Source organism: Streptomyces sp. Edi2, from assembly GCF_040253635.1.
Lineage (GTDB): Bacteria > Actinomycetota > Actinomycetes > Streptomycetales > Streptomycetaceae > Streptomyces.
Genome location: NZ_JBEJGX010000003.1, coordinates 7152404 through 7175842, shown reverse-complemented (window position 1 = coordinate 7175842; position 23439 = coordinate 7152404). Strand labels below are relative to the sequence as shown.

Here is a 23439-nt window from a genome sequence, read left to right as displayed (position 1 = left end):
GGTGGTGCTGTCCATGATTCTCGCACCCGGCACCGACAGTGCCGGTCCGTGGACCCCTGACGGGTGCGGGATGCCGGCCCCGGCCGGGTCCGGGATGCGGCCCGGCGCGCGGCGTTCAGCGGCGGATCAGGCCCCGGGCGGTGGCGGCGGCGACCGCGGAGGTGCGGGAGTCCACGCCCAGCTTGGCGTAGATGTGGACGAGGTAGGACTTGACGGTCGCCTGGCTGAGGAAGAGCTGTTTGCTGATCGCCGCGTTCGGCAGACCGTCGGCGACGAGCTGGAGGACCTCGGTCTCCCGGCGGGAGAGCGCGGTGGCGGGGGTGCGCATCCGGTCCATGAGGCGCAGCGCGACCGTGGGGGCGAGTGCGGACTTCCCGGCGGCGGCGGTGCGGACCGCGGCCGCCAGTTCCTCCGGAGGGGCGTCCTTGAGGAGGTAACCGGTGGCGCCGGCCTCGATGGCGGCGAGGATGTCGGCGTCGGTGTCGTACGTGGTCAGCACGAGGACCCGCGGGGCACCGGGGCGGGCGGTGATCTCCGCGGTGGCCTGGGAGCCGAGCATCCGGCCGCCGAACTGGAGGTCCATGAGGACGACGTCGACGGCGAGCCGCGCGGCGAGGCCGACGGCCTGCTCGGCGGTCGGGACGTCGGCGACGATCTCGAAGTCGTCCTCGGTCTCCAGGACGGCACGCAGCCCGGCGCGTACGACGGGGTGGTCGTCGGCGAGCAGCAGCCGGACGGGGGTGTCCGTCGCGGTCACGGGGCGGCCTCCAGGGCGGCGTCGGGCGGGGCGGCGGGACAGGGCAGGGTGACGGCGACCGCGGTGCCCTCGCCGGGGGCGGACTCCACGACGAGGGTGCCCTGGAGGGCGCGGGCCCGGGCGCGCATCGCGGCAAGACCGAAGCCGCTGCCGCCCGCCGCCGCGGAGCCCGGGGCGGGCACCTCGGCGGGGACGAATCCCGCGCCGTCGTCGACGACGTCCAGCGCGACCTCGGTGTCCATGTAGCTGAGGGTCAGCTCGGCCCGTCCGGCACCGGCGTGCCGCACGGTGTTGGCGAGCGCGGACTGGGCGATGCGCAGCAGGGCGACCTCGTGCGTGGTGGGGAGCGCGGTGGGCGTGCCGGAGACCTGGCAGTGCACGGCGAGCGGGGAGGTACGGGCCGTGGTGGCGCACAGCCGCTCCAGGGCGGCGGACAGGGATCCGGCCTCCAGGTCGGGCGGGCTCAGCGCACGGACGAAGCGGCGCGCCTCGGCGAGGTTGCCGGCGGCGGTGGTGCGGGCCTGCCGGACATGGCCCAGGGCGGTGCCTGGCTGCCGCGGCAGGGCGCGCTCGGCGGCCCGCAGCAGCAGCTGGATGCTGGACAGGCCCTGGGCGAGGGTGTCGTGGATCTCGCGGGCCAGCCGCTCGCGTTCGGCGAGCACCCCGGCGGCGTGTTCCGCGGCGGCCAGTTCGCTGCGCGCCGCGGTGAGCTCCTCGATGAGGCGGCGGCGCTGTTCGCTCTCCCGGTAGAGGGCCTCGTAACCGAGGACGACGGCGACGGCCACGGCGGCGCCCAGGGCGGGACCGAGCACCGTGCCGAGACTCAGGGTGTGGGTGTGCAGCCCGAATCCGGCGATGGCGGCGGCGGTGGTGGCCGTGACGGCGGCCAGTCCCCCTCGCAGCGGGAGCAGATGCAGCTGGACGAAGAACAGCGGGAAGGCCAGCCAGACGCCGTCCGGGGTGAGAGCGAGCAGCACCAGCCACAGCAGTGCCACCACGCTCAGCCAGAGGGCGGCGGCGCCGGTGGAGCTGCGGAGGCGGGGCAGCCGGGGGCCGGTCACGTACACCGCGAACAGAGCGGCCGCGGCGGCGGTCACGGCAGGGGCGGCGGGGGCGTGCTCGGCGACCGCGCGCACGCAGGCCAGCGCGAGCAGCGCGGCCACCAGCAGGTGCAGACAGCTGCGCAGGACCCTCAGGACGGGGGTGAGGGAGGGGGCGCTCGCGGATTCCCCGGTCGCGGATTCCCCGGTCGTGGTGTTTTCGGTCGCGGTTTCTTCGGTCGCGGTTTCTTCGGTCACGGCTCCCTCAGGCTAAGTGCCCTCCCCACCTGCGGCATCAACCAAAGGGTTGATGCCGGGGCACTCCTTTCGATCCGGAGGGACCACTCCCCGGCGCGATGTCCGCGGCCCGCCCGGCACGCGACGGTGGAGGCCGATGCCGGGCAGTGGAGTCCGGCACCCGGATCCGAGGAGGGCATCACCGGTGTTCGTCGCCTGGAGGGACCTGAGATTCGCCAAGGGACGGTTCGCCCTGATGGGCACCGTCATCGTGCTGATCACGGTGCTGGTGGGGTTGCTGTCGGGCCTGACTGCGGGCCTGGGCCGGGAGAACACCTCGGCGATCACCGCGCTGCCCGCCGACCACCTGGTGTTCTCGGCGCCCGCCGACGGCAGGGACGTCGCCTTCACCGATTCGCGGCTGACGGAGCGGACCGTACGGGCCTGGGCGCGGGTGCCGGGCGTACGGCGCGCCGACCCGCTGGGGGTCTCGACGACGAAGGCCGAGTCCGGCGGCCGGACCGCCGCGGTGTCGCTGTTCGGCGTGCGGCCGGGCTCGGAGCCGGCGCCTGCGCGAGTGGCTGACGGCGCGGCGGTGCTGTCCTCGAAGGCCGCCGCCTCGCTGGGAGTGCGGGCCGGGGGAACGCTGACGCTCGGCGGCCGCACGGTCCGGGTGGCGGCGGTGTCGGGCGCGGCGATGTACGCCCATACGCCGGTGGTCTGGACGTCGCTGGAGGACTGGCGGCGGCTGGCGGGCGGCACCGGGGCGGCCGCCGGTGACCACCCCGCCTCCGGTGAACAGCCGGCCCCCGGCGGGAACGGCGCATCCGCGGGAAACGGCGCACCCGACGGCACCGTCGGAGCGACCTTCCTCGCCCTCTCGACCTCCGGCACCGCTGGTCTGGCGGCCGCCGACCGGGCACTCGGCACCAGGACCGTCGCCGCCGAGGACGCCCTGCAGGCCATCGGCTCGTACTCCGCCGAGAACGGGTCCCTGCAGCTGATGCGCGGCTTTCTGTTCGCCATCTCCGCGCTGGTCATCGGGGCGTTCTTCACGGTGTGGACGATCCAGCGCGGCAGCGATGTCGCCGTGCTGAAGGCGCTGGGCGCCTCGACCCGCTCGCTGCTGCGGGACGCGCTCGGACAGGCCGTCGTGCTGCTGATGGCCGGGACCGCCCTGGGCAGCGCCGTGGTAGCCGCGGTGGGCGCCGGAATCGGCGGCACGGTGCCCTTTGTGCTCGCCCCGGCCACCGTGCTGACGCCCGCCCTGATCATGATCGCGCTGGGTGCCGCAGGCGCCGCGCTCGCCATCCGCCGCATCACGTCCGTGGACCCGCTGACCGCCCTGGGAAGTGCCCGATGAGCCTCGAACTGACCGATGTCACCCTCACCTACCCCGACGGCGACGCCCGGCTGACGGCGCTGGACAAGGTCTCGCTGACCGTGCCCGCCGGGCGTCTGACCGCGGTGATCGGCCCGTCCGGATCCGGCAAGTCCAGCCTGCTCGCGGTCGCCGCCACACTGATCTCCCCGGACCGCGGACGGGTGGTGATCGACGGCACGGACACCGCGGGGCTCGGCCGGGCCGCGCTGACGACGCTGCGCCGCACCGCCATCGGCACGGTCTTCCAGCAGCCCAGTCTGCTCCCGTCGCTGACCGCCGCCGAACAGCTGCAGGTGATGGCCCACCTGGACGGGCGCGCGTCGCGTACGGCGCGGGCACGAACCCGGGCGCGGGCACGGGAGCTGCTGTCGGCGGTCGGACTGGAGGGCCGGGCCGACCGGCGGCCGCATCAGCTGTCGGGCGGTCAGCGGCAGCGGGTCAATATCGCGCGGGCACTGATGAACGAGCCCGCGGTGCTGCTGGTGGACGAGCCGACCAGCGCCCTGGACCACGAGCGGGGCGCCGCGGTGCTCACGCTGCTGCGCACGCTCACCCGGCAGCGCGCCACCGCGACGGTGCTGGTCACCCACGACCCCGCCCATCTGGACGTGGCGGACACGGTCGCCGAGGTGCGGGACGGCCGGCTGCGCCCCCGGTCCGTCACCCGCCCCTGACCGCCGGCGGGACCCGGCGGACGGGGCCCGGCATACGGGGCGGGTCCCCGGTGCCGGTGGACCGCTCAGCCCCCGGCGGTCCCCTGGGGCTGGTCGTCCGCCGCATGGGAGAACAGCTTGAGGACCGGGACACCGACCTTGTGGCGGGCGCGGGAGGCCCAGTCGCGGTGGAAGAACTCCTCCACGAAGTGCGGGGTGGTCAGCACGATCACCTCGTCCGCGCCGGTCTCGCCGACGACGGACCGCAGCAGGTCCAGCGGATGGTCCTCGACCACCTGCCCGACGGCCTGGGCGCCGGTGTCGCGCAGTGCCTGCAGCGTGTGGGCCAGGGCGAGCTCGGCGGGGGCCTCCGCCCGGGCGCCGCCCGGTTCCTCGCCCTCCCGTACGGCGTCGTCGAACTCACCGAGGGCCACGTCGTCGATGGCCCTTAGCAGAACATCCTGCTTGCCGCGAGGCTGCATGAGCACGACGAACGAGATCCGGTCATCGCCGTGCAGGGTGGTCACAAACTCCACATCGGCGGGCGTCAGTGGCTTCTCGATCATCAATACGCTCGTGAACACGACGGACGCCCTTCTTCTCTTCGGGGCGCCGCATGGCGCGGAGCCCGACAGACACCATCCTGCCCCGTAGCCGTGCGGGACTGTTGGCTTTTAGTGTGCCCAACAGAAGCTAAGCGGAACAGACAATTCCGCCGATTGTCATGCCCGGCGGTAGCGAGTGAAGAGGAACCCGCCCTCCTCCAGTACGGACGCCAGGGCGAACCGCTCCGGTACCGGAACAGCAGGACCGTTCATGATCCTCGGCGCGTCACCCACGGCAACCACCGGGGCCAGCGACAGGCACAGCTCGTCCAGCGCGCCGGCCGCCGCGAACTGCCCCAGCAGCATCGGCCCGCCCTCCGTCAGCAGCCGGGTGTGCCCCCGTCCGGCCAGCACCCCGGTCACCCGGGCCGGATCGACGCCCTGCCCCTCGCCGGCGAACAGCACCTCGGCGCCCGCGGCACGGGCCTGTGCCACCCGGTCCGCGGGCGCGCCCGCGCCGGTCAGCAGCAGGGTGGGGACCAGCGGCTCGGTGAACAGCGGCAGGGTGAAGTCGAGCGCGAGGCCGGCGGTCACCACGGCGATGGCGGGGGCCGGGCCCTGGCCGGCGGCGGCCCGGCGGGCGGCGAAGGCCTCACGGGCGCGGGCCGGCCGGTAGCCCTCCTGCCGCACCGTCTCCGCGCCCACCACCACCGCATCCGCGAGGCCCCGCAGCACCCCGAAGATCCGCATATCGGCATCGCTGGAGAGCGGCTGCGAGCGGCCCTCGTGATGGGCCGCGCCGTCCACGGAGGACACCATGTTCGCCCGCAGCCACCCGGTGCGCCCCGAGCGCACCGGGTCGTCCGCCGCCGGGTACGCGTAGGCGTCGGCCAGCTCGTGCAGCGGCCAGGCACGGTCCGCGGGGTCGAGCGCCCCCACCTCGGTGTTCTCGGCGGCAGGGGCCGGTGCGGACGGGGCGGGGAGAGGGAACAGGCGTCGCATGGCGGCAGTGTGACATGCCCCTCTCACCGGACCGGCGGCCCCCGCACAGGAGATAGGCTGGACGGCTGTGTCGCCTTCCCAGCACTCCTCCCCGCAGCCCGACCCGATAGCCGGACCGCCGGCCGACGGGGACGACGCGGCGCCCGCCGCGCTCACCGCCCGCGCCCCGCACGTCCCGGCCGACCGCCTGGTGGCCGAGATGGTGCCGCCGCCACGCTTCCAGGGCGCCCGCTTCGACACCTACATCCCGGACCCGAAGCAGCCCAGCCAGGCCGAGGCCGTCCAGGTCCTGAGCGACTTCGCGGAGAGCATCGACGCCGGGCAGGCCGGCTCGGGCAAGCGGCGCTGGTTCGCCAGGAAGCCCGCGGCCCCCCGGGGCCCGCGCGGCGTCTACCTGGACGGCGGCTACGGCGTCGGCAAGACCCACCTGCTCGCCTCGCTGTGGCACGCCACCCCCGCCCCGGCCGAGCGCAAGGCCTTCGGCACCTTCGTCGAGCTGACCAACCTCGTCGGCGCGCTCGGCTTCCAGCAGACCGTCCGCACCCTCGGCGAGCACAAGCTGCTGTGCATCGACGAGTTCGAGCTGGACGATCCCGGTGACACAGTCCTGGTCTCCACCCTGCTCGGCAAGCTGGTCGACGCCGGGGTGGCGCTGGCCGCCAGCTCCAACACCCTGCCCGGCAAGCTGGGCGAGGGCCGGTTCGCCGCGGCCGACTTCCTGCGGGAGATCCAGGGTCTGAGCGCTCACTTCCGTCCGCTGCGGATCGACGGCGAGGACTACCGCCACCGCGGCCTGCCCGAGGCGCCCGCCCCGTACGACGACGAGACGGTCACCCGCACGGCGTACCGCACGCCCGGCGCCTCCCTCGACGACTTCCCCTCCCTGCTGGAGCACCTGTCGAAGGTGCACTCCAGCCGCTACGGCGCGATGTGCGACGGCATCGAGGCGGTCTGCCTCACCGACGTCCAGGCGGTGCCCGACCAGTCCACCGCGCTGCGTCTGGTCGTCCTCGCGGACCGGCTCTACGACCGCGAGGTGCCGGTGCTGACCTCCGGCAAGGCCTTCGACGAGCTGTTCAGCGAGGAGATGCTGCGCGGCGGCTACCGCAAGAAGTACTTCCGGGCGATCTCCCGGCTGACGGCCCTGGCGCGCGACGCGGGCACCCTGGTGGCCGACGGCTCCCGGTAGACGCTCCCACGGCAACACCCGGGCCGCCGCCTGGTTCCCGGCGGCCCGGCCCCGTGGTACACACGAGCGGGTCACGTCACCTGTCCGCCAACAGGGAGTTGCCCATGTCCGCGACACGACGTCAGATCCTGGCGAGAACCGGCGCGCTGGGGGCCGGAATCGCCTTCTCCGGAAACCTCACGGAGCTCTTCACGGGGACCGCGACAGCACAGAGCATGGGACGGCGCGGCTACGGCCCGCTGGTCCCCGACCCGAACGGCCTGCTCGATCTCCCCCGGGGCTTCCGCTACCAGGTGCTGTCCCGGGAAGGCGACCCGCTGCGCTCGGGGGAGGGCAAGGTCCCCAGCAACTGCGACGGTATGGCTGCCTTCGCGGGCTCTCCGGGCTCGCACGGTTCTCCCGGGCACCGCGGCGGCACCGTCCTCGTCCGCAACCACGAGAACCGTACGGGCTCCCGCCAGGCCGTCCCCAGGGTCCGCGAGCTGACGTACGACCCCGGTGGCGAGGGCGGCTGTACGGCCCTGGAACTCGGCCGGGACAACTCCGTCCGCTCGGAACGGGTCGCCATCGCCGGTACGTCCACCAACTGCGCCGGCGGCCCCACTCCTTGGCACACCTGGCTGACCTGCGAGGAGACCGAGCTCCGGGCCGGTGAGGAGAACTACACCAAGGACCACGGCTTCATCTTCGAGGTCGATCCGTACGACCCGCGGCGCACCGGCGCGGTCCCGCTGACCGCCATGGGCCGCTTCCAGCACGAGGCGATCGCCGTCGACCCCGGCACCGGCACCGTCTACGAGACCGAGGACGCCTTCGACAAGCCGTTCGGCCTGTTCTACCGCTTTCTGCCCGAGAAGCCGATGGGGGGCCGCGGTTCGCTCCGGGCCGGTGGCCGGCTCCAGGCGCTGCGGGTCCCCGGTGTGCCCGACCTCTCCACCGTCCAGCAACCGGGCACCACCTTCGACCACGTCACCTGGGTGGATGTGCCGGACCCGCTCGCCCGTCAGACCCCGGTCCGTTTCCAGGACTTCGGCCCCGGCGGCATCACCCACGCCCAGAAGCTGGAGGGGTGCTACTGGGGCGGCTCCTGCGTCTACTTCGTCTCCAGCTTTGCGCACCGGGACGCCGGCTCGGCTGCCGACCACTACGGCCAGGTGTGGAAGTACGACCCCAAGAAGCGGCGGCTGACCCAGGTCGTCGTCTTCGGCCCGGACAGCGACCTCCAGTTGCCCGGCGAGTCCCCCGACAACATCTGTCTCGCGCCCAGCGGCGGCCTGATGGTCTGCGAGGACGGCGAGGGCGCCCAGCACGTCTTCGGCCTCACCCGGCGCGGCGAGGTCTATGCGATGGCGCGCGGCCGGCAGAACATCGGCACCCCGCAGAAGCCGGAGTGGGGTGAGTTCGCGGGGGTGACCTTCTCGCCCGGCCACCGGACGATGTACGTCAATTGCTATACGCCGGGGACCACGTTCGCGGTGACCGGGCCCTGGCAGCACTGATACGGCGGGGTGGGGCTTGGCACTCGTGATGCCGTGGGGCGGGGCGTCGAGCGTGCGGCTGCTCCCCCACCCCCGAACCCACCCCCCGCCCCTCCCCCGAAGGGGGAGAGGGGGGAGGGGGCGGGGGAGAACTCCCCGGTCGCTCGCCCCGGCACTTCAGCTCCGGCGGGAGTTGAGGGCGCAGGCGACGGCAGTGGCGGCGGCCGCGATCAGCGCGGTGGCGGCGAGCGGCAGCCACGGGGTGGTGATCGTGCCGTCGAGAGAGCCGGTGACCAGGCCCGAGACGGCGGCGTTGGCGGGCGAGGCGTCCAGCACGAGCAGCAGCAAGGCCGCGAGCATTCCCACCGGGATGCTCCAGCCGGTGCTGCGCAGCACCGGCCGGTTGCTCAGCGCGCCGATCGCGGTGCCCGCCAACACGCATGCCATCGCGGCGAGCAGCCCGGCGGCCGCCGCGGGCAGGACCGGTACGGGGATCCGGTGGCGGGCCGAGTGCGGGTCGGACACCAAGACGACCGCTGCCGTACCGGCGAGGGCGAGCAGTACCGCGGTACAGACCGCGGTCAGCACTCCGGCGAGGTGGGCCCGGCCGGGCCCGGCGGCCGCGACGGTGCAATTACGGGCAGCCGGCGGCTCGTTGGTGACACAGGCCCGGGTCAGCCATACAGCGACCGGCAGCAGACCGCCGGCGGCCCAGCCCAACCCGTCGAGGAGGGGGCCACCGCTCTGGACGCCGATGGCCAGCCAGGCGGCGTAGAGGATCACCGGCGGCAGCCAGCGGTGCGAGCGGATGAGCAGCGCCGCCTGATAGCGGAGAAGAGCGATCACGGGAGGGGAGCCTCGTCGGGTGCGGAAGCGGAGGTGTGAGCGGGTGCGGATGCAGAGGGGGGTGCGGGGGCGGGCGAATGGCTGGATGCGGGGGCGGACGCCTGGGCGTCGTCGCCGGGACCGTCCCCCGGCCCCGCCGCGGCACCGGTGACCGACCGGATGTGCCACGGCGGCCGTGCGGTGAGCAGGATGCGCAGCAAGGCGTCGGAGTGGACGGCGGGGACCGTCAGCCGCGTCGTGCCGTCCGGCCGGGGAACGACCCGCGTGCCGCCGGGCAGCCGTGGTGCTCCGGCGACGGGCGTCTGCTCCGGCCCGCCGGGCAGCGGCGCTCCCGGTGCGCCCTCGGCCTCGATGACCACTCCGGGGCCGGACACGGGCGCCTCGTCCCCCGCCGGGCCGCTCTCCTCGTGGGGCAGCAGCCGCCCGTCCGCGACGCGGTAGCGGGCGTCGGCCGCGCCCGCCAGCCGCTGCGGGTCATGGTCGACGAAGACGACGGTGCCGCCGTCCGCGACCCGTTCGGCGACCGCACGGTCGAGCACGTCCCGGGCGCCCTGGTCCAGGCCGGTCCAGGCCTCGTCCAGAACCAGGAGTTCGGGTTCGGCGAGCAGCGCCTGGGCGACCGCGACCTTCTGGCTCGTCCCCTTGGACAGCTCGGCCAGCGGGGTGCGGGCGTGCGCGGCCGCCCCGAACCGGGCGAGCCATTCGGTGCCACGGCGCCCGGCTTCGGGGCCGCGCAGACCGTGGATACGGCCGAGGTGGGTGAGGTAGTCGATGGCGGTGAAGGGCAGCGTGGCCGGGAACCGTTCGGGCACAAAGGCGCTGCGCGGGCGGCCGGTGATACGTCCGGCGCTGGGCCGGTCGATCCCGGCCAGCAGCCGCAGCAAGGTGGATTTCCCGCTGCCGTTGGTCCCCTCGATGCGCAGCAGCGCACCCGGGGGCACCTCCAGTTGCACGTCCCGCAGCACCCAGGGGCCCCGCACCCCGTAGCGCCGCCCTACCCCGTCCAGCCTCATACGTGTTGGCACCTCCACCGCCACCCGGCACTACCACTCGAACACTGCTGTCCGGCACTGCTGTCCGGCACTGCCACGCCGCACTGCCACCGGGCCCTGCTGTCCGGCACTGCCACCCGGCGGCCCGGCCCGCTCCGCCGTCCCCGACAGTAGCCGGGTGGGCTTACCGGTGCCCGCCGCAGCGCGTGGTACGCCGCGTGCTGCCGGCAACACGGCGCCGGACAGGCGATGTTGGCTCGCCGCCCTACGGTGCCCACCGGCCGGCCGGTAGGCACCGTAGGGCGGCGAGCGGGCGGCGGCCGACGGTGACGACTGTCGGTGACGGAGGCCCTGTCAGTGGCGGCTGGCAGACTGGACGGGTGACCAGCACAGAGACCGTGGCCCGCGCAGAAAGCTCCGGCACAGAGAGCGCCGACGCAAAGAGCACCGGCACGGAGAGCACCGGCGCAGAAGCCGCCGCCCGGCCCGGCAACGACCCCGGCAACCACGCCGACAACGCCGTCCGCCGCGAAGAGACCGCCCCCGACGCGGCACCCCAGTTCGTGCTGCCGCTCGTCGCGCGGATCGAGCGGGCCGAGCCGCCGGCGCGTACGGACGCCCTGGAGACCGCGGCGCGGGCGGTGCTGGTGCTGCTGTCGGACGAGCGGTCGGCCGGGGACGGCGAGTGGGCCGCGGCGGTGCGGGACTGGCAGGACGCCCGGATCCGGAAGGTGGTGCGGCGAGCGCGCGGCGCGGAGTGGCGCCGGGCCGGGGCGCTGCCGGGCATCACGGTCACCGGGCACCGCGCCGAGGTGCGGGTTTTCCCGCCGGTGCCGCTGAACGGCTGGCCGAAGGATCTGGCGCGGCTGCAGGTCTCGGGCACGGAGCTGGACGATCCCCAGCCGCCCGGGGCACCCGTCGCCGGCGCCCCGGTGCTGTGGCTCAACGCCGCGCTGGGGATGTCGACGGGCAAGGAGATGGCCCAGGCCGGGCACGCTGCACAGCTGGCGTGGTGGGAGCTGTCCGGGGAAGAGCGGGCGGCTTGGCGCGCGGCAGGGTTCCCGCTGTCCGTACGGTACGCCCGGGGCGAGGCCTGGGAGGAGCTGACCCGCAGCGGTCTGCCCGTGGTGACGGATGCCGGGTTCACGGAGATCGCCCCCGGGAAAACCGTGGTGGCCGAAGGCGGCGATCGCTACTGCCCGCTCCCGCGCCTGCGGCAGCCGTAGACGGTTGGCTTCTCCGTCCCGGCGCAGGAACGCCGGGGCACGCATCGGCAGGTCCTCGGTCGCCGTCATGCACGCCCTGGCCGCCCGGGCCGGCCGGCGCACTTGCTGCCCGGCCCACGCGCACGACCACTACCTGTGGCCTCGCCCGGACCAGCCGGGCGGGACCCGCTCGGACAGGCCCGAGACGCGGTCGCCTCCCGCACGGACGGCCGCCCTACGCCAGGAGGATTGACGCGGATATGCCCGTGGTGCCCGAGGAGTCCGGCCGGTCCGTCCGGTCCGGCCTGCTGAACACACAGTGGCCGCTTGCCGAGGCCGACGAAACCGACTGGCTGTACGACTTGGCCGGCGACGGCGTCACCGGGTTCATGCCGCCCCCCATGCCCGACGCGGCCTGGGTGCTGAACGCCATGTACGAACACGAGCAGGGCCCGGGTGGCATCTCCTACGACGATCACCTCCGGGCCCTGGTCGCTGACGGGGCACTTGAGCCCGATCCGGTAGCCGGCATCGACCTCAACACCTTGGGGACCGCGACCGGAGGCGGTCTCGGCCGCGCCGCTCACCCGGGGGACGGCTGGCGACGGCTGCGCTGGGCCGAGCTGGCGGAGCGAACCGGCGACCCGCTCGTGCCCGAAGGCCACCTGCCCTGTCTGCACTGTTTCCCCTCGGCGAAGAAGAACGGCAGCTGGCCGCTCGGCATCTGCCCGCCCACCGAAGGCAGCTTGGACCGCGAGACCTACGACCGGCTCATCGAGATCCTGATCGAGCAGAGCCCCGCGGGCCCGGACACCTCCTGCCTGGCCTACTACACCCCGCTCATGCTCCACTGCGACTTCGACAACCTGCACGTACGCGCAGGACGCCTCGGCGACGCCAAAGCCCTGTACGACAACGCCGAAGCCGACTTCAGCCCGTCCAACCTCTGGGCCGCCGACCGCTCCTGGGTCGCCTGCACCGACTACGACCTGTGGGGCACCAAGGTCGCAGGACCGGCACCGCTGATCGAAGCCCTCCTCGACGACTCGTACATCGAAGCAATCCGCCTGCCGGAACGCGGCTGAACCAGAACCCGGGAAAGGCATGTCTGCGCAGGCGCGGGCGCTTCGAACGGTGCTTGCGGCGGGCGAAACCTGTTGGCCGGCTCCTGATCCGCAGGGCAAGCTGCACGCGTGGTGGAGCGAGAAGCCGCGGTTCGTCTCGTCGAGGAAGAGCTGGACCGCGAGCATCAGAAATTGTCGGCCCTGGGCGTGGAGCCGGTGCGCACGGCAGTGCTGCGCGTGGCGGAACACGAGCTGGTCTGGAAGGTCTACTGGCAGTCCGAGGAGTACGTCCGTACGCGGAACCCCGCGGCCATGCTGATCGGCCACGGGCCGTACCTGGTGGACCGCGTCGACGGAGGGCTGCACCAGGTCGGAGTCCTCTCCGAGAGGGGCGGGGAGTGGGAGGCGGATTACCGCGCCCGGATCCGGGGGATGCGCGTGCGAACCGCGGTGGACGAGCTGCACGACGAGCTGCGCGAGACCGCCGCCACGCGAGGACGCATGCAGGCCGTGCGCGCCCTGCGGCAGAGACTGGCGATGCTCTCTCCGGGCCAAGCGCTCGACTACGTCAACGCCTTGCTCCGCGGCGAAGCCCCGCCGCCCCGGCTCGTGACCCTTGCGGTCGGGCAACTCGTCGCACCCATCAACCCGGTACTCGCCGTGCGGACCCTCCGCCAGGGAGGGCTTCACCGCCCTGCCTGACTCCCGGAACTGCCTGACTCCCGAAGTTGATCTCTCCACGGGAATGCTGGAGAAGGCGCCCTGCGCCGGTGCCCTCCGGCTCCAAGGGGCCGGAGGGCACCGCACCTGCATCGCGGGCGGGGCGGTGTATCAGGTGCTGACGGTGGTGACGGGGTCGACGCCGTAGGTGCGGGCGTAGCCGTTCTCGGTGCCGACGAGGAGGTCGACGACCTCGAAGTAGCGGTCCCAGAACGGGGTTTCGCGCAGCGCGTCGATGAGGAGCTGGTAGGCGTTGTGGTCGTCGGCTTCCCAGACCCAGACGTCGGTGACGCGGGTGGAGTAGAACTCCGTGTCGTAGAAGCGTGACCGGACGCCGGTGGTCTTGGCCTTGATCGCCGGGATGACCTGGGTGCTGAAAGCGTTCACCCGTTCCTGGGGGGTCATGGCAAGCCACTCGGGTGTGGTCTTGACGAGCATGAACGCGGTGACCGGCGGTGCGGTGTCCTCGGCGGGCATGACGGGGGCCTCCGGAGTGGCTGCGGGTGGCTGTGGTGCGGTGGGCATGGTGTGTCCGGTGAAGGGTGGTGCGTCGTCAGGAGAGGACGGCGGGCTTGAGGGTCCGGGCGCACCACTGCTCGAAGGTGGTGCGGGAGGCGGTGTCCGGGGTACGGGCGACGCCTGCGTCGAGGCCTTCGTCCTTGGCCCGCTTCATGTCGACGATGCCCTGGACGAACGCCTCGTTGAGGCCGTAGCCGACGAGCTCGGTGTACAGCTCGTCGAACGGCTGGCGTGCGTAGCGGACGGGGCGGCCGAACTGCTCGGTCATGATGCGGGCCAGGTCGTCGGGGGACAGATCCTGCGGGCCGAGGACCGGGACGCTGTCGCTGCCGGTCCACGAGCGCTCCAGCAGCAGGCCGGCGGCGACGGCCGCGATGTCGGCGACGGCGACGAGGGGGGCCCTGCGGTCGCCCTCGACGACGTCGGTGAAGACGCCCTTCTCGCGGATCGCGTCGGCCTCCTCCAGCAGGTTCTCGTAGAACGAGGGGTTGGCCAGGGCGCGGTAGGCGACGCCGGTGCCGGCGATCAGCTCGTCCATGGCGAGGGAAGCGGTGACGAGTCCGGCGCGGTCGGCGAGCGGGGTGCCGCGACCGAGCGCGGAGACACCGACGACGTGGCCGACTCCGTGCGCGGCGAGGGCCTTCGCGGCGGGGCGGGTGAAGCCGCAGTAGGCGTCCTCCGGGGCCAGGGAGGCGTCCGGGGGGACGAGCCAGAAGACGGCGTCCGCGCCCTCGAAGGCCCGGTCGACGACCCCGGCGTCACCGTGCGAGCCGGTGATCACCTCGACGCGTTCGCGCACCGGGTCGGGGAGCCGGGCGGGGTCGCGCACGACCACCCGCACCTCCTCGCCGTGGGCAGGGGCGGACTCCAGGAGCAGGGGCAGCAGGTGGCGGCCGATGTTCCCGGTGGGAGCAGTGATGACGATCATGAAAACCTCAGGGGGTCGTGCCGGATCGGTACGTCCCTCATCCTGCGAAGGGCAACGGCATTGCCACAATGGGAACTTGAGCACGGAATCATTGCCTGAAATGGAATTACGCCCTTGAGCAGCAGTCCTGACCCTGTCATCGACGCAAATCTCGCCGTCGCGCTGGACGCTCTGCTGGCCGAGCAGAGTGTCACCCGCGCCGCCGCGCGCCTGCACACGTCGCCCGCCGCCATGAGCCGCACCCTCGCCCGCCTCCGGCGCATCCTCCAGGACCCTCTCCTGGTCCGGGCGGGCCAGACCATGGTCCCCACTCCCCGCGCCCAGGCCCTGCGCGACGAGGCGGCCGCGGTGGTACGCCGCCTCGGCACACTGCTCACTCCCGGCACCGGCGTCGACCCCGCCACCCTGCGCAGCACCTTCACCCTCCAGGCGGCCGACCTGATCGGCGCGGCGCTGGCCCCCGGGCTGATGCGGCTGGTCCGGCAGGAGGCGCCGGGGGTTTCGCTGCGGTTCCGGCCCGAGGAGTGGGAAGCCGGACCGGCCCTGCGCGAGGGCCGGATCGACCTGGAGGTCGGGGCCATCGACCACGTCGATCCCGAGACCCAGGTCGAAGAGCTGGTCACGCTCCGGATGGCGGCGGCCGTCCGGCCCGGTCACCCCCTCGCCGAAGGGGTTCTGACCCCGGAACGGCTCGCTGCCGCCGAACACGTCGTGGTGAGCCGGCGCGGCCGGTTCACCGGCCCCCTGGACACCGCCCTGGCCGAGCGGAACCTCCACCGGCGGGTCGCCGTCGTCCTCCCCAGCCATCTGGCCGCGGCGGCCCTCGCCGCCCGCAGCGATGCCGTCTGCCTCCTCCCCACCACACCCCGCGGCGACGCCCCCTCCCCCCTCACCGACGCCGCCACCACCCTCGGCCTGCGCCTCCTCGACATCCCCCTGCCCTTGCCGCCGGTGACCATCGGCATGGCCTGGCACCCCCGCCATGCAGCCGACGGCGGCCACCACTGGCTCCGCAACGCCATCCGCCGGACTCTTCACGCACCCGGGAGCCCGGCCACGTGACGCGGCAGGGGCCGGCCGCCGGGTGCGGGACGGCGGCGACCGGACAGGGGCGGACGGACAGCGGCGACCGGACAGGGCGAAGGTCCCGGTGACCGCGGGGAAACCGCAGCTTGAGCGCCCGCCCGGGACAGGCTCCGTCCGGGGCAGGCTCCGTCCGGGACAGGCTCCGTCCGGAACAAGCCACCGGCGGGTCCTACACACCCCCGGTGCGGCAGGGCCACCACCCCCGCCGCACCCGGGCCGCGACCCCGCTGCACCCGGGCCACGACCGGCCCTGCACCCTTGTGGAGGAAGCTCAAATCAACCTCTGAACTAGTCCGCTGCAGGGTTCGCTCCGTCCCGCCGCGGCCATGAGTACCGAGACCACGGAGCAAGAGGGGGAGCCATGGAGCGCCTGGGTACGGGAATCGGCTGGCGGCCGGAAATCGCCGCGGAGATCGCGGAGCTGCCCGGGGTGGACTGGGTCGAGGTGGTGGCGGAGAACCTCTGCCCCGGCCATCTGCCGTACGCACTGCAGGAGTTGCGCGAGCGCGGCACCACCGTCATCCCGCACGGTGTCTCGCTCGGCCTCGGCGGCGCCGACCGCCCGGACGCCGGCCGGCTGACCGCGCTCGCCGAACGCGCCGAGGCCCTGGACGCGCCGATGGTCACCGAGCACATCGCCTTTGTGCGGGCCGGCGGTCCGCTCACCGCCTCCCCGCGGATGGAGGCCGGGCATCTGCTGCCCGTACCGCGCACCCGTGACGCGCTGGACGTGCTCTGCGAGAACGTACGCATCGCCCAGGACGCCCTGCCGGTGCCGCTGGCGCTGGAGAACATCGCCGCCCTCGTCAACTGGCCGGGCGAGGAGCTGACCGAGGGGCAGTTCCTGACCGGGCTCGTCGAGCGGACCGGGGTGCGGCTGCTGATCGATGCCGCCAACCTCCACACGAACCACATCAACCGGGGCGAGGACCCGGCACGCGCCCTGGACGAGCTGCCGCTCGATGCCCTCGCCTACGTCCATGTCGCGGGCGGTGTGGAGCGGGACGGGGTGTGGCACGACAGCCATGCCCACCCCGTGACCCGGCCCGTGCTGGACGTCCTTGCCGAGCTGTGTGCCCGGACCACCCCGCCCGGTGTGCTGCTGGAGCGGGACGAGGACTTCCCCGAGGGCGCGGAGCTGGCCGGTGAACTCGATGCGATACGCACCGTGCTGAAGGAGGCCCGTCATGCCCGGGCGGCTTGAGCCGGTACCGGAGAGCGCGCCGGGCGACGGCGCGGGGGCCGGCGCAGGCGGCAGCAGGGCCGGCGACGGCGACAGCGGCGCGGGCACCGATGCGGCGCGGCAGCGGCTGGCGCTGGCGCAGACCGCGTTGCTGTCCGCGCTGGTCGCCGGGACGCCGGCCCCTGAGGGCTTCGACCGGGTGCGGCTGCAGGTGCAGAGCCGGGCGCTGACGGCCAAGCGGACCGCGGTGGTCGCCAAGGTCGCGCCCGAGCTGCCGGACATCCTCGGCGCGGACTACCGGGCCGCGTTCATGGACTATGCGCGGCACCGCCCCATGAGCGGCGGCTACCGCCAGGACGCCCTGGACTTCGCGGCGCATCTGCTGGCCCAGGGGCGCCCCCAGGACCCGGCCGCGCGGCAGCAGTTGACGCGCTGGTGGCGGGACCGCGCGGGCCCGAAGCCGCCGTCCGCCCGGCCCGTGGCCCGGCTGGTGCGGGCCGTGCGGCGTGCCCTGGGCCGGAGCGGGACGTGACGGGGTTCGCCTCTTGGGTCTTCCTGGAGATCGGTGCCGCGTCGCTGGTGCTGCTCATCGGCGCGGCCTCGGTGCGGCTGCGGACGCCGTCCGTCCGGCGCAGGGACGCCGTGGTCCACGAGGTGTGGGAGACGGCGTTCCTCGCCGGCGGCCCCGGGCGGGTGGTGGACGCCGCGATCGCCGGGATGCACGAGGACGGCCGGCTCGCGGTGGGCGGCCCGGGTGTGGTGACCGTACGCCAGGCCTTCGCCCGCGACGCGGTCGAGGCGGCCGTACTGGACGCGGTCTTCCGGACGCCCGGCGGTGCGCTGTCGGTGCTCCGCGCCACGGCGAGGCGCAGCCCGGCGGTCCAGGGGGTCGGCGACCGGCTGGCGGCCCGTGGCCTGCTGCGCCGTCCGTCGCTCGGCCGGGGGTGGCGCCGGTTGGCGAGCGCCCAGATGACGGCCTGTGTGGTGCTCTTCTTCGTCGCGGTGCTGCTGTCCTTCACGGAGAGCGGCGGGGGCCGCCCGTACGACCCGCGGCCGGTGCTCCTGACGGTGCCCGCGGTGGTCGTGGGCCTGGTCGTGGCGTCGCTGTGCAAGAAGGCGTTCACCCGCCGGATCACCAAAGCGGGGACCTTCGCGCTGCGCTCCGCGACGGCGGCCCACCCCGGAGGGGACGGCGCGGGCGGGGCCTGGGTGCCCGCCGCCCCGGCGGTGGCACTCGGCGGTACGGCGCTGATCGCGGACGAGCTGCTGCGGCGGCAGTTCGAGGAGGCGCACCGTGCCACGGCCGTCGCGGCGGGCAGCGGATCCGGGTCGTCCGGCGGTTCCTCGTGCGGTGATGGCGGAGGAGGCTCGGGGAGCGACGGCGGCTCCTGGTGCGGCTCCTCCGACGGCGGCTCCGGGTCGGGCTGCGGCAGCAGCGGTTCGTCCTGCGGCAGTTCGTCCTGCGGGGGCGGCTCGTCGTGCGGGGGCGGCGGCTCGAGCTGCGGCAGCGGATCCAGCTGCGGGGGCGGCGGCTGCGGCGGCGGTGGTTGAGGGGCCCGGAACCCGCGTCGAGCGCCCCCGAACGCGCTGTTGAGGGCCGTAACGCGCTGTCGAACGCCCCTGGACCCGCTGTTGAGGGCCCAGGGACCCGCTGCCGCCGCCCGCATGGTGAGAAATTTTGTGGCGGTATTTGTACTCATCGCGTAGAACCTTCGGCCATGTGGCTCTTCTTCTTCCTTCTCGCCTCGGCCGTGGCTGCGCTGTCCTGTGCACTGCTGTGCCGTGCCGCGGTCACCGCCGCGCGTACCACCCGGCCGTCGCCCGGGACCGTCCCGGCGCCGTCCGCAGAGGGCGACCGCGCCGGGCTGTCCCTCTACGAGATGGCCTACCTCTCCGGCGGCCCGCACCGGCTCGCCGACCTCGTCCTGGTGCTGATGGCCCAGCAGCGGCGGCTGCTGCTCACCGACACCGGGTGGGCGACCGTCGTCGACCCGGTCGGCAAGGACGCCTTCGAGCGCGCCACCCTGACCGCCATAGGCCCGGAAGGGCAGTGCCGCATACCGCAGATACGGCACACCCTCGTCGGGGATGCCGCGGTGCGGGAGGTGGCCGACCGGCTGGTGACCGACGGGCTGGCGCTGCCCGCCGCGGTCCGCCCGGGCGTCGCCACCGCCGTCCGCCTGGTGCAGGGCGCCGCTCTCCTGGTGCCGCTGTCCGCCGCCGCTGCCGCCTGGATGGCGCCGGCCGGCGCGGACCACGGGCTGCTGCTGGGCTGGTTCGCGCTCCCGCTGATCCTCACCCTCGGCACCTGGGCCGTGGCCCGCTTCGAGCTCCACCCGTACAGCGACTGGGCCACCGACGCGGGGGAACAGAAACTGCCCCGCACTTCCGACTCCCCCGCCCCCCTTCCCCCTCTCACCTCGTTCGCCCTCCGAGGCCCCACCGCCCTCACCGACCCCACCTTGCGCGCCGCGCTCCACTCTTCCGGGGCATAGCCTCCGACACCGGTGCCAGGTGCTTTACATCGACAATCGCCGCCCCAACTATCCCTTTTGTATGCACACACGAAGGGACGGCCAGTGAGAGCACTTGCGTTGTACGGCACCATCGGGTCGCTGCTGGTGACCGCCCTCGCCACTGCCCCGGCAGGCGGCGCCACGGGGGCCGCCGCCACGCCACCCGCACCCGTTGCCCACCGCATCGGCTTCGGCCGCTGCGCACCGGTGGAGCATCTGCCGTCGACCGTCGAGTGCGGCACACTCACCGTCCCCCTCGACTATGCGCGCCCCGACGGCAAGAAGATCCACCTGACCGTCAGCCGGATCCGGGCCACCGCACACCGCGAACGGCAGGGCGCCATGGTCTTCAACCCCGGCGGCCCGGGCGCGTCCAGCATGGAGTTCCCGCTCTACGGCGGGCTCCCCAAGTGGGACAAGCTGGCCCGCGTCTACGACTTCGTGGGCTATGCGCCACGGGGCGTGGGCCGCTCGGCGCCGCTGTCGTGCCAGGACCCCAAGAAGTTCGGCAAGGCGCCCACCGACAGCCGTCCGCACCCCGACGCGGCCTTCAAGCGCCGGAAAATCGCCCAGGCCAGAGCGTACGCCCGGGGCTGCGTCCGCCGGATCGGCGCCGACCTGCCGTACTACAACTCCGTCAACAACGCCCGCGACCTGGACATGCTGCGGGCCGCGCTCGGCGAGAAGAAGCTGAACTTCATGGGCGCCTCGTACGGGACGTACTTCGCGGCCGTCTACGCGACGCTCTTCCCCGGCCACGTCCGGCGGATGCTCTTCGACAGCGTCGTCAATCCCGCACCCCACCAGATCTGGTACCGCAACAACCTCGACCAGGACATCGCCTTCCAGCGCCGCTGGAGCGACTGGCTGCGCTGGACCGCCAAGCACCACGGCCGCTACCACCTCGGCACGACCAAGAGGGCGGTGCAGCACGCCTACGACTCGGCCGCGCACAAGCTGCGCCGGCATCCGCTGGGCGGGAAGATCGGCGCCGGCCAGTTGCAGGCGGCGTTCCTCAAGACCGGCTACAACGACGCCTTCTGGCCGCGGAGCGCCGAGGCGCTGTCGGGGTATCTGCACAAAGACCCCAAGCCGCTGATCGCCCAGGCCATGCCGCGGTCCGGCGGCGCCGAGGCCGAGGAGAACGGCAACGCCGTCTACACCGCCGTCGAGTGCAATGACGCGCGCTGGCCGCACGACTGGCATACCTGGGACCGGGACAACACCGAGGTCGCCCGGACCGCGCCGTTCGAGACCTGGGACAACGCCTGGATGAACCTGCCCTGCGCCTTCTGGCCCGACCGGTGGCGGTCCGCCACCGCCGAGCTCAACGCCGCCGCGGAGCAGGCCGGGCACCACGCCAGCGGGCGGGACCTGGCCGGCGCCGCCCGCCGTGCGACCTCGACCGCGTTCGACGAGGTGCTCCGCGGGCAGCGCGGTCCGCTCGACGTCCACACGGAGCCCGGCGCGCTGCCGCCGGTGCTGCTGCTGGCGGCCGAGCGGGACGCGGCGACGCCGTACAAGGGTGCGCTGGAGCTGCAGCGGCGGCTGCCAGGATCCTCGCTGGTCACCGAGAACGGGGCGGGCACCCACGGCATCGCGTTCGGCGAGAACGCCTGTGTGAACAGGTACGTCGAGGCCTATCTGCTGCACGGGAAGATCCCGGCGCGCAAGGTGTACTGCGCACCGCGCGCGGAGCCGGCGCCGGGCCGGCACGTGATGCGGGCGCAGCACGCAATGCCGGGCAAGTAACGGAGCGCACACGCCGACGGGCCGTCCCCGAGGGGGCGGCCCGTGGTGCTGTGTGCGCGGCCCGCGCCGTCCCGGAGCCCCGGGACGGACGCACCTCCCGGCCGGTTACGCCAGGCCCGCGACCAGCTCGGAGACCGGCTTGCGGCGCCCGGTGTAGAAGGGGATCTCCTCGCGGACGTGCATCCGCGCCTCGGAGCCGCGCAGATGACGCATCAGGTCGACGATGCGGTAGAGCTCATCGGCCTCGAACGCGAGCACCCACTCGTAGTCGCCGAGCGAGAACGACGGCACGGTGTTGGCGCGCACGTCCGGGAAGCCCCGGGCCATCTTGCCGTGGTCGGCCAGCATCCGGCGGCGGTCCTCGTCGGGCAGGAGGTACCACTCGTAGGAGCGCACGAAGGGGTAGACGCTCACATAGGCGCGCGGCTCCTCGTCGGCCAGGAAGGCCGGGATGTGCGACTTGTTGAACTCGGCGGGGCGGTGCAGCGCCATGTTCGACCACACCGGCTCCAGCACCCGGCCCAGCCGCGTGCGGCGGAAGAGGTTGTACGCCTCCTGGAGGGCGTCCGAGCTCTCCGAGTGCCACCAGATCATGACGTCGGCGTCGGCACGCAGGCCGGACACGTCGTAGGTGCCGCGCACCACCACGTCCTTGGCCGCGAGCTGCGCGAACAGCTCCTCGACCTCCTCGGCGTAGCCGCTGCGGTCCTCCGGAAGGACCTCGCGCAGCTTGAACACCGACCAGAGGGTGTAGCGGATGATCTCGTTGAGGTCCTTGGCCTTCTTGCCGGCGTGCGGAACCTTCTCGGGCGCCGCGGGTGCCTGCGGCGCGGAAGCGGGAGTGGAAGCGTCTGTCATACCGTCCATTCTCACTCGGCGGGGACGGAGTCCGGGCGCAGGGTGGTGAGGATGTCGTCGGCGGCCGTGCGGCCCGAGGCGATACAGGCCGGGATGCCGACGCCCCCGTAGAGCGCGCCGCACACCCGCAGGCCCGGCAGCTGCGCCATGGCGTCCTGGATGCGGGCCACCCGCTCCAGGTGGCCGACCGGGTACTGGGGCAGTCCGCCGTCCCAGCGGGTGACCCTCGAGGCGACCGGCGCCGCGTCCAGCCCGACCGCCTCGCGCAGGTCGGCGCGCGAGAAGCCGACAAGTTCGGAGTCCTCGCGCGTCAGATCCTCCTCGTCGCCATAGCGGCCGATCGAGGTGCGCAGCACGAAGAGGTCCGGGTCAAAGCGGCCGGACCAGCCCCACTTGTTGCCGGAGAAGGTGGACGCCTTGATCTTGCGGCCGTCCACGGGCGGGACGAGGAAGCCGCTGCCGGTCAGCCGCCCTTCGACGTCGGCGCGGCGGAAGGCCAGGGTCACCAGGGCCATGGAGGCGTACTCGACGGAGTCCAGCTCGGCGGCGGCCGGCCGGCAGACGGGAGTGAGGAGGCGGGCCGCGGCCGGCGCGGGGGTGGCGAGGACGACGGCGTCGGCGGTGAGCGCGGCGCCGTCGAGGTCGAGCTGCCAGCCGTCGGGGGTCCGCCGCACCGCGGTGACCGGTGTGCCCGTGCGGATCTCGCCGCCCTTCGCCCGTACGGCGTCGGCCACCGCGCCCGGCAGCGTCCCGATGCCGCCCTCGATGCCCATGAAGACGGGTCCGGTCGCGGCGGCCCCGGTCTGGTGGACGGTCGCGGCGGTCCGCGCCTGGATGCCCCGTACGCCGTCGAGCAGGGAACGGTGCGTCCGCGCGGCCTCGAAGAGCGGGGGGACGGCGGCACGCATCGAGATCCGGTACGCGTCGCCCGCGTACACCCCGCCGAGGAGGGGTTCCACGAGCCGGTCGACGACCTCGCGGCCGAGCCGCCGGGCGACATAGGTGCCGACGGCGACGTCCTCGCCGACCTCGGTGCGCGGGAGCCTGGCGTCCTCGTCGATACGGGCGATCCCCTCAGGGGAGAGCACACCGGAGGCGGTGAGCGGGCCGAGGTCCCCGGGGACGCCCATGACATGGCCGGTGGGCATCGGCCGCAGCGCGCCGCGCGTCCACAGGGAGGCACCTGCCGTGGCGGGCGGCTGCAGCCGGTCCCCGATGCCGACGGCGCGCGCGAGATCCACCGCCTCCGGCCGCCTGGCCAGCATCGATTCGGCGCCCAGATCGACCGGGACCCCCGCGATCTCACCTGCCCGCAGCTTGCCGCCGAGCCGGTCCGTCGCTTCCAGGACGGTCACCCGGGCGCCGCCTTCGAGCAGCCGGTGCGCCGCCGCCAGCCCGGAGATGCCTCCGCCGATGACGACCACATGACCGGTGCTGCCGGGCCCCCGGCCCGTGGGGGTGTGCGCTGCGCTCATGCCCCCACTC

21 protein-coding genes and 1 pseudogene are annotated in these 23439 nt (G+C 73.7%); 12 read left to right on the top strand and 10 right to left on the bottom strand.

The window, feature by feature from the left end:
- Positions 1–115 precede the first annotated feature (115 nt).
- Together ABR737_RS34925 and ABR737_RS34920 are read right to left on the bottom strand one after the other, a co-directional pair.
- On the bottom strand, positions 116–757 hold the full coding sequence (locus ABR737_RS34925; protein ID WP_350255016.1) for a response regulator: 642 nt from the start codon (positions 755–757) through the stop codon (positions 116–118).
- The gene (locus tag ABR737_RS34920; protein ID WP_350257046.1) at positions 754–1953 is read right to left on the bottom strand and encodes a sensor histidine kinase; all 1200 of its coding nucleotides are present in this window, start codon (positions 1951–1953) and stop codon (positions 754–756) included. Before ABR737_RS34920 ends, ABR737_RS34925 begins: the two co-directional genes overlap by 4 nt.
- Before the next feature lie 286 nt (positions 1954–2239).
- Between ABR737_RS34920 and ABR737_RS34915 the strand changes: the two genes are divergently transcribed.
- Positions 2240–3397, top strand: a complete 1158-nt coding sequence (locus ABR737_RS34915; protein WP_350255014.1) for an FtsX-like permease family protein — start codon at positions 2240–2242, stop codon at positions 3395–3397.
- The gene (locus ABR737_RS34910; protein WP_350255012.1) at positions 3394–4092 is read left to right on the top strand and encodes an ABC transporter ATP-binding protein; all 699 of its coding nucleotides are present in this window, start codon (positions 3394–3396) and stop codon (positions 4090–4092) included. The genes ABR737_RS34915 and ABR737_RS34910 overlap by 4 nt, the downstream gene beginning before the upstream one ends.
- 65 nt (positions 4093–4157) lie before the next feature.
- Here the strand turns inward: ABR737_RS34910 and ABR737_RS34905 are convergent, their stop codons facing one another.
- Both ABR737_RS34905 and ABR737_RS34900 read right to left on the bottom strand, forming a co-directional pair.
- Entirely contained in the window at positions 4158–4655 is a 498-nt protein-coding gene (locus tag ABR737_RS34905; RefSeq protein WP_350255010.1) for an indole-3-glycerol phosphate synthase, read from the bottom strand.
- A gap of 138 nt (positions 4656–4793) precedes the next feature.
- Positions 4794–5618 (bottom strand): dihydrofolate reductase family protein, encoded by an 825-nt coding sequence (locus ABR737_RS34900; protein WP_350255009.1) that lies wholly within the window; start codon positions 5616–5618, stop codon positions 4794–4796.
- Positions 5619–5685: 67 nt separating this feature from the next.
- Between ABR737_RS34900 and zapE the strand changes: the two genes are divergently transcribed.
- Together zapE and ABR737_RS34890 are read left to right on the top strand one after the other, a co-directional pair.
- Complete coding sequence (gene zapE / locus ABR737_RS34895) at positions 5686–6807, top strand: cell division protein ZapE (protein WP_350255008.1); 1122 nt, start codon at positions 5686–5688, stop codon at positions 6805–6807.
- Positions 6808–6911: 104 nt separating this feature from the next.
- Positions 6912–8306 (top strand): alkaline phosphatase PhoX, encoded by a 1395-nt coding sequence (locus ABR737_RS34890; protein ID WP_350255006.1) that lies wholly within the window; start codon positions 6912–6914, stop codon positions 8304–8306.
- Between the two features lie 156 nt (positions 8307–8462).
- On the opposite strand, the gene ABR737_RS34885 is transcribed toward ABR737_RS34890, so the two are convergent.
- Both ABR737_RS34885 and ABR737_RS34880 read right to left on the bottom strand, forming a co-directional pair.
- On the bottom strand, positions 8463–9131 hold the full coding sequence (locus ABR737_RS34885) for an ABC transporter (RefSeq protein WP_350255005.1): 669 nt from the start codon (positions 9129–9131) through the stop codon (positions 8463–8465).
- Positions 9128–10144: an ATP-binding cassette domain-containing protein gene (locus ABR737_RS34880; RefSeq protein WP_350255003.1), complete on the bottom strand. Its 1017-nt coding sequence runs from the start codon at positions 10142–10144 to the stop codon at positions 9128–9130. The genes ABR737_RS34885 and ABR737_RS34880 overlap by 4 nt, the downstream gene beginning before the upstream one ends.
- Positions 10145–10503: 359 nt before the next feature.
- Between ABR737_RS34880 and ABR737_RS34875 the strand changes: the two genes are divergently transcribed.
- The 3 genes from ABR737_RS34875 to ABR737_RS34865 all read left to right on the top strand — a co-directional run bounded on the left by ABR737_RS34875 (position 10504) and on the right by ABR737_RS34865 (position 13094).
- The gene (locus ABR737_RS34875; RefSeq protein ID WP_350255001.1) at positions 10504–11349 is read left to right on the top strand and encodes a peptidyl-tRNA hydrolase; all 846 of its coding nucleotides are present in this window, start codon (positions 10504–10506) and stop codon (positions 11347–11349) included.
- A gap of 239 nt (positions 11350–11588) precedes the next feature.
- A complete protein-coding gene (locus ABR737_RS34870) occupies positions 11589–12413 on the top strand; it encodes a hypothetical protein (protein WP_350255000.1) in 825 nt (274 codons plus the stop codon).
- A 108-nt stretch (positions 12414–12521) separates the two neighbouring features.
- Positions 12522–13094: a YrhB domain-containing protein gene (locus ABR737_RS34865; RefSeq protein ID WP_350254998.1), complete on the top strand. Its 573-nt coding sequence runs from the start codon at positions 12522–12524 to the stop codon at positions 13092–13094.
- A 129-nt stretch (positions 13095–13223) separates the two neighbouring features.
- Here ABR737_RS34865 and ABR737_RS34860 read toward each other — a convergent pair whose 3' ends face one another.
- Positions 13224–13589, bottom strand: coding sequence for a darcynin family protein (locus ABR737_RS34860; protein WP_350257045.1), 366 nt, complete (start codon positions 13587–13589; stop codon positions 13224–13226).
- 76 nt (positions 13590–13665) lie between these two features.
- On the bottom strand, positions 13666–14559 hold the full coding sequence (locus ABR737_RS34855; RefSeq protein WP_350254997.1) for an NAD(P)H-binding protein: 894 nt from the start codon (positions 14557–14559) through the stop codon (positions 13666–13668).
- Positions 14560–14673: 114 nt separating this feature from the next.
- Between ABR737_RS34855 and ABR737_RS34850 the strand changes: the two genes are divergently transcribed.
- From ABR737_RS34850 to ABR737_RS34830, 5 genes and pseudogenes are all read left to right on the top strand, one after another.
- The gene (locus ABR737_RS34850) at positions 14674–15621 is read left to right on the top strand and encodes a LysR family transcriptional regulator (protein WP_502964430.1); all 948 of its coding nucleotides are present in this window, start codon (positions 14674–14676) and stop codon (positions 15619–15621) included.
- Positions 15622–16006: 385 nt separating this feature from the next.
- Positions 16007–17360 (top strand): annotated as a pseudogene (locus ABR737_RS34845) (MbnB/TglH/ChrH family RiPP precursor modification enzyme).
- Positions 17357–18379 (top strand): TIGR04222 domain-containing membrane protein, encoded by a 1023-nt coding sequence (locus ABR737_RS34840; protein ID WP_350254996.1) that lies wholly within the window; start codon positions 17357–17359, stop codon positions 18377–18379. Before ABR737_RS34845 ends, ABR737_RS34840 begins: the two are co-directional and overlap by 4 nt.
- 167 nt (positions 18380–18546) lie before the next feature.
- The gene (locus ABR737_RS34835) at positions 18547–19323 is read left to right on the top strand and encodes a TIGR04222 domain-containing membrane protein (RefSeq protein ID WP_350254994.1); all 777 of its coding nucleotides are present in this window, start codon (positions 18547–18549) and stop codon (positions 19321–19323) included.
- A gap of 84 nt (positions 19324–19407) precedes the next feature.
- On the top strand, positions 19408–21096 hold the full coding sequence (locus ABR737_RS34830) for an alpha/beta hydrolase (protein ID WP_350254992.1): 1689 nt from the start codon (positions 19408–19410) through the stop codon (positions 21094–21096).
- 105 nt (positions 21097–21201) lie between these two features.
- Here the strand turns inward: ABR737_RS34830 and hemQ are convergent, their stop codons facing one another.
- Together hemQ and hemG are read right to left on the bottom strand one after the other, a co-directional pair.
- Positions 21202–21954 (bottom strand): hydrogen peroxide-dependent heme synthase, encoded by a 753-nt coding sequence (gene hemQ, locus ABR737_RS34825; RefSeq protein ID WP_350254990.1) that lies wholly within the window; start codon positions 21952–21954, stop codon positions 21202–21204.
- Positions 21955–21965: 11 nt separating this feature from the next.
- Complete coding sequence (gene hemG, locus ABR737_RS34820; protein WP_350254988.1) at positions 21966–23429, bottom strand: protoporphyrinogen oxidase; 1464 nt, start codon at positions 23427–23429, stop codon at positions 21966–21968.
- Between the last annotated feature and the right edge of the window lie 10 nt (positions 23430–23439).

Bases quoted from the DNA above. Each gene is read 5' to 3' on its own strand.
- ABR737_RS34910 (WP_350255012.1), top strand. From the start codon at position 3,394: ATGAGCCTCGAACTGACCGATGTCACCCTCACCTACCCCGACGGCGAC.
- ABR737_RS34900 (WP_350255009.1), bottom strand. From the start codon at position 5,618: ATGCGACGCCTGTTCCCTCTCCCCGCCCCGTCCGCACCGGCCCCTGCC.
- ABR737_RS34890 (WP_350255006.1), top strand. From the start codon at position 6,912: ATGTCCGCGACACGACGTCAGATCCTGGCGAGAACCGGCGCGCTGGGG.
- ABR737_RS34880 (WP_350255003.1), bottom strand. From the start codon at position 10,144: ATGAGGCTGGACGGGGTAGGGCGGCGCTACGGGGTGCGGGGCCCCTGG.
- ABR737_RS34870 (WP_350255000.1), top strand. From the start codon at position 11,589: ATGCCCGTGGTGCCCGAGGAGTCCGGCCGGTCCGTCCGGTCCGGCCTG.
- ABR737_RS34860 (WP_350257045.1), bottom strand. From the start codon at position 13,589: ATGCCCGCCGAGGACACCGCACCGCCGGTCACCGCGTTCATGCTCGTC.
- ABR737_RS34855 (WP_350254997.1), bottom strand. From the start codon at position 14,559: ATGATCGTCATCACTGCTCCCACCGGGAACATCGGCCGCCACCTGCTG.
- ABR737_RS34835 (WP_350254994.1), top strand. From the start codon at position 18,547: ATGTGGCTCTTCTTCTTCCTTCTCGCCTCGGCCGTGGCTGCGCTGTCC.
- hemQ (WP_350254990.1), bottom strand. From the start codon at position 21,954: ATGACAGACGCTTCCACTCCCGCTTCCGCGCCGCAGGCACCCGCGGCG.
- hemG (WP_350254988.1), bottom strand. From the start codon at position 23,429: ATGAGCGCAGCGCACACCCCCACGGGCCGGGGGCCCGGCAGCACCGGT.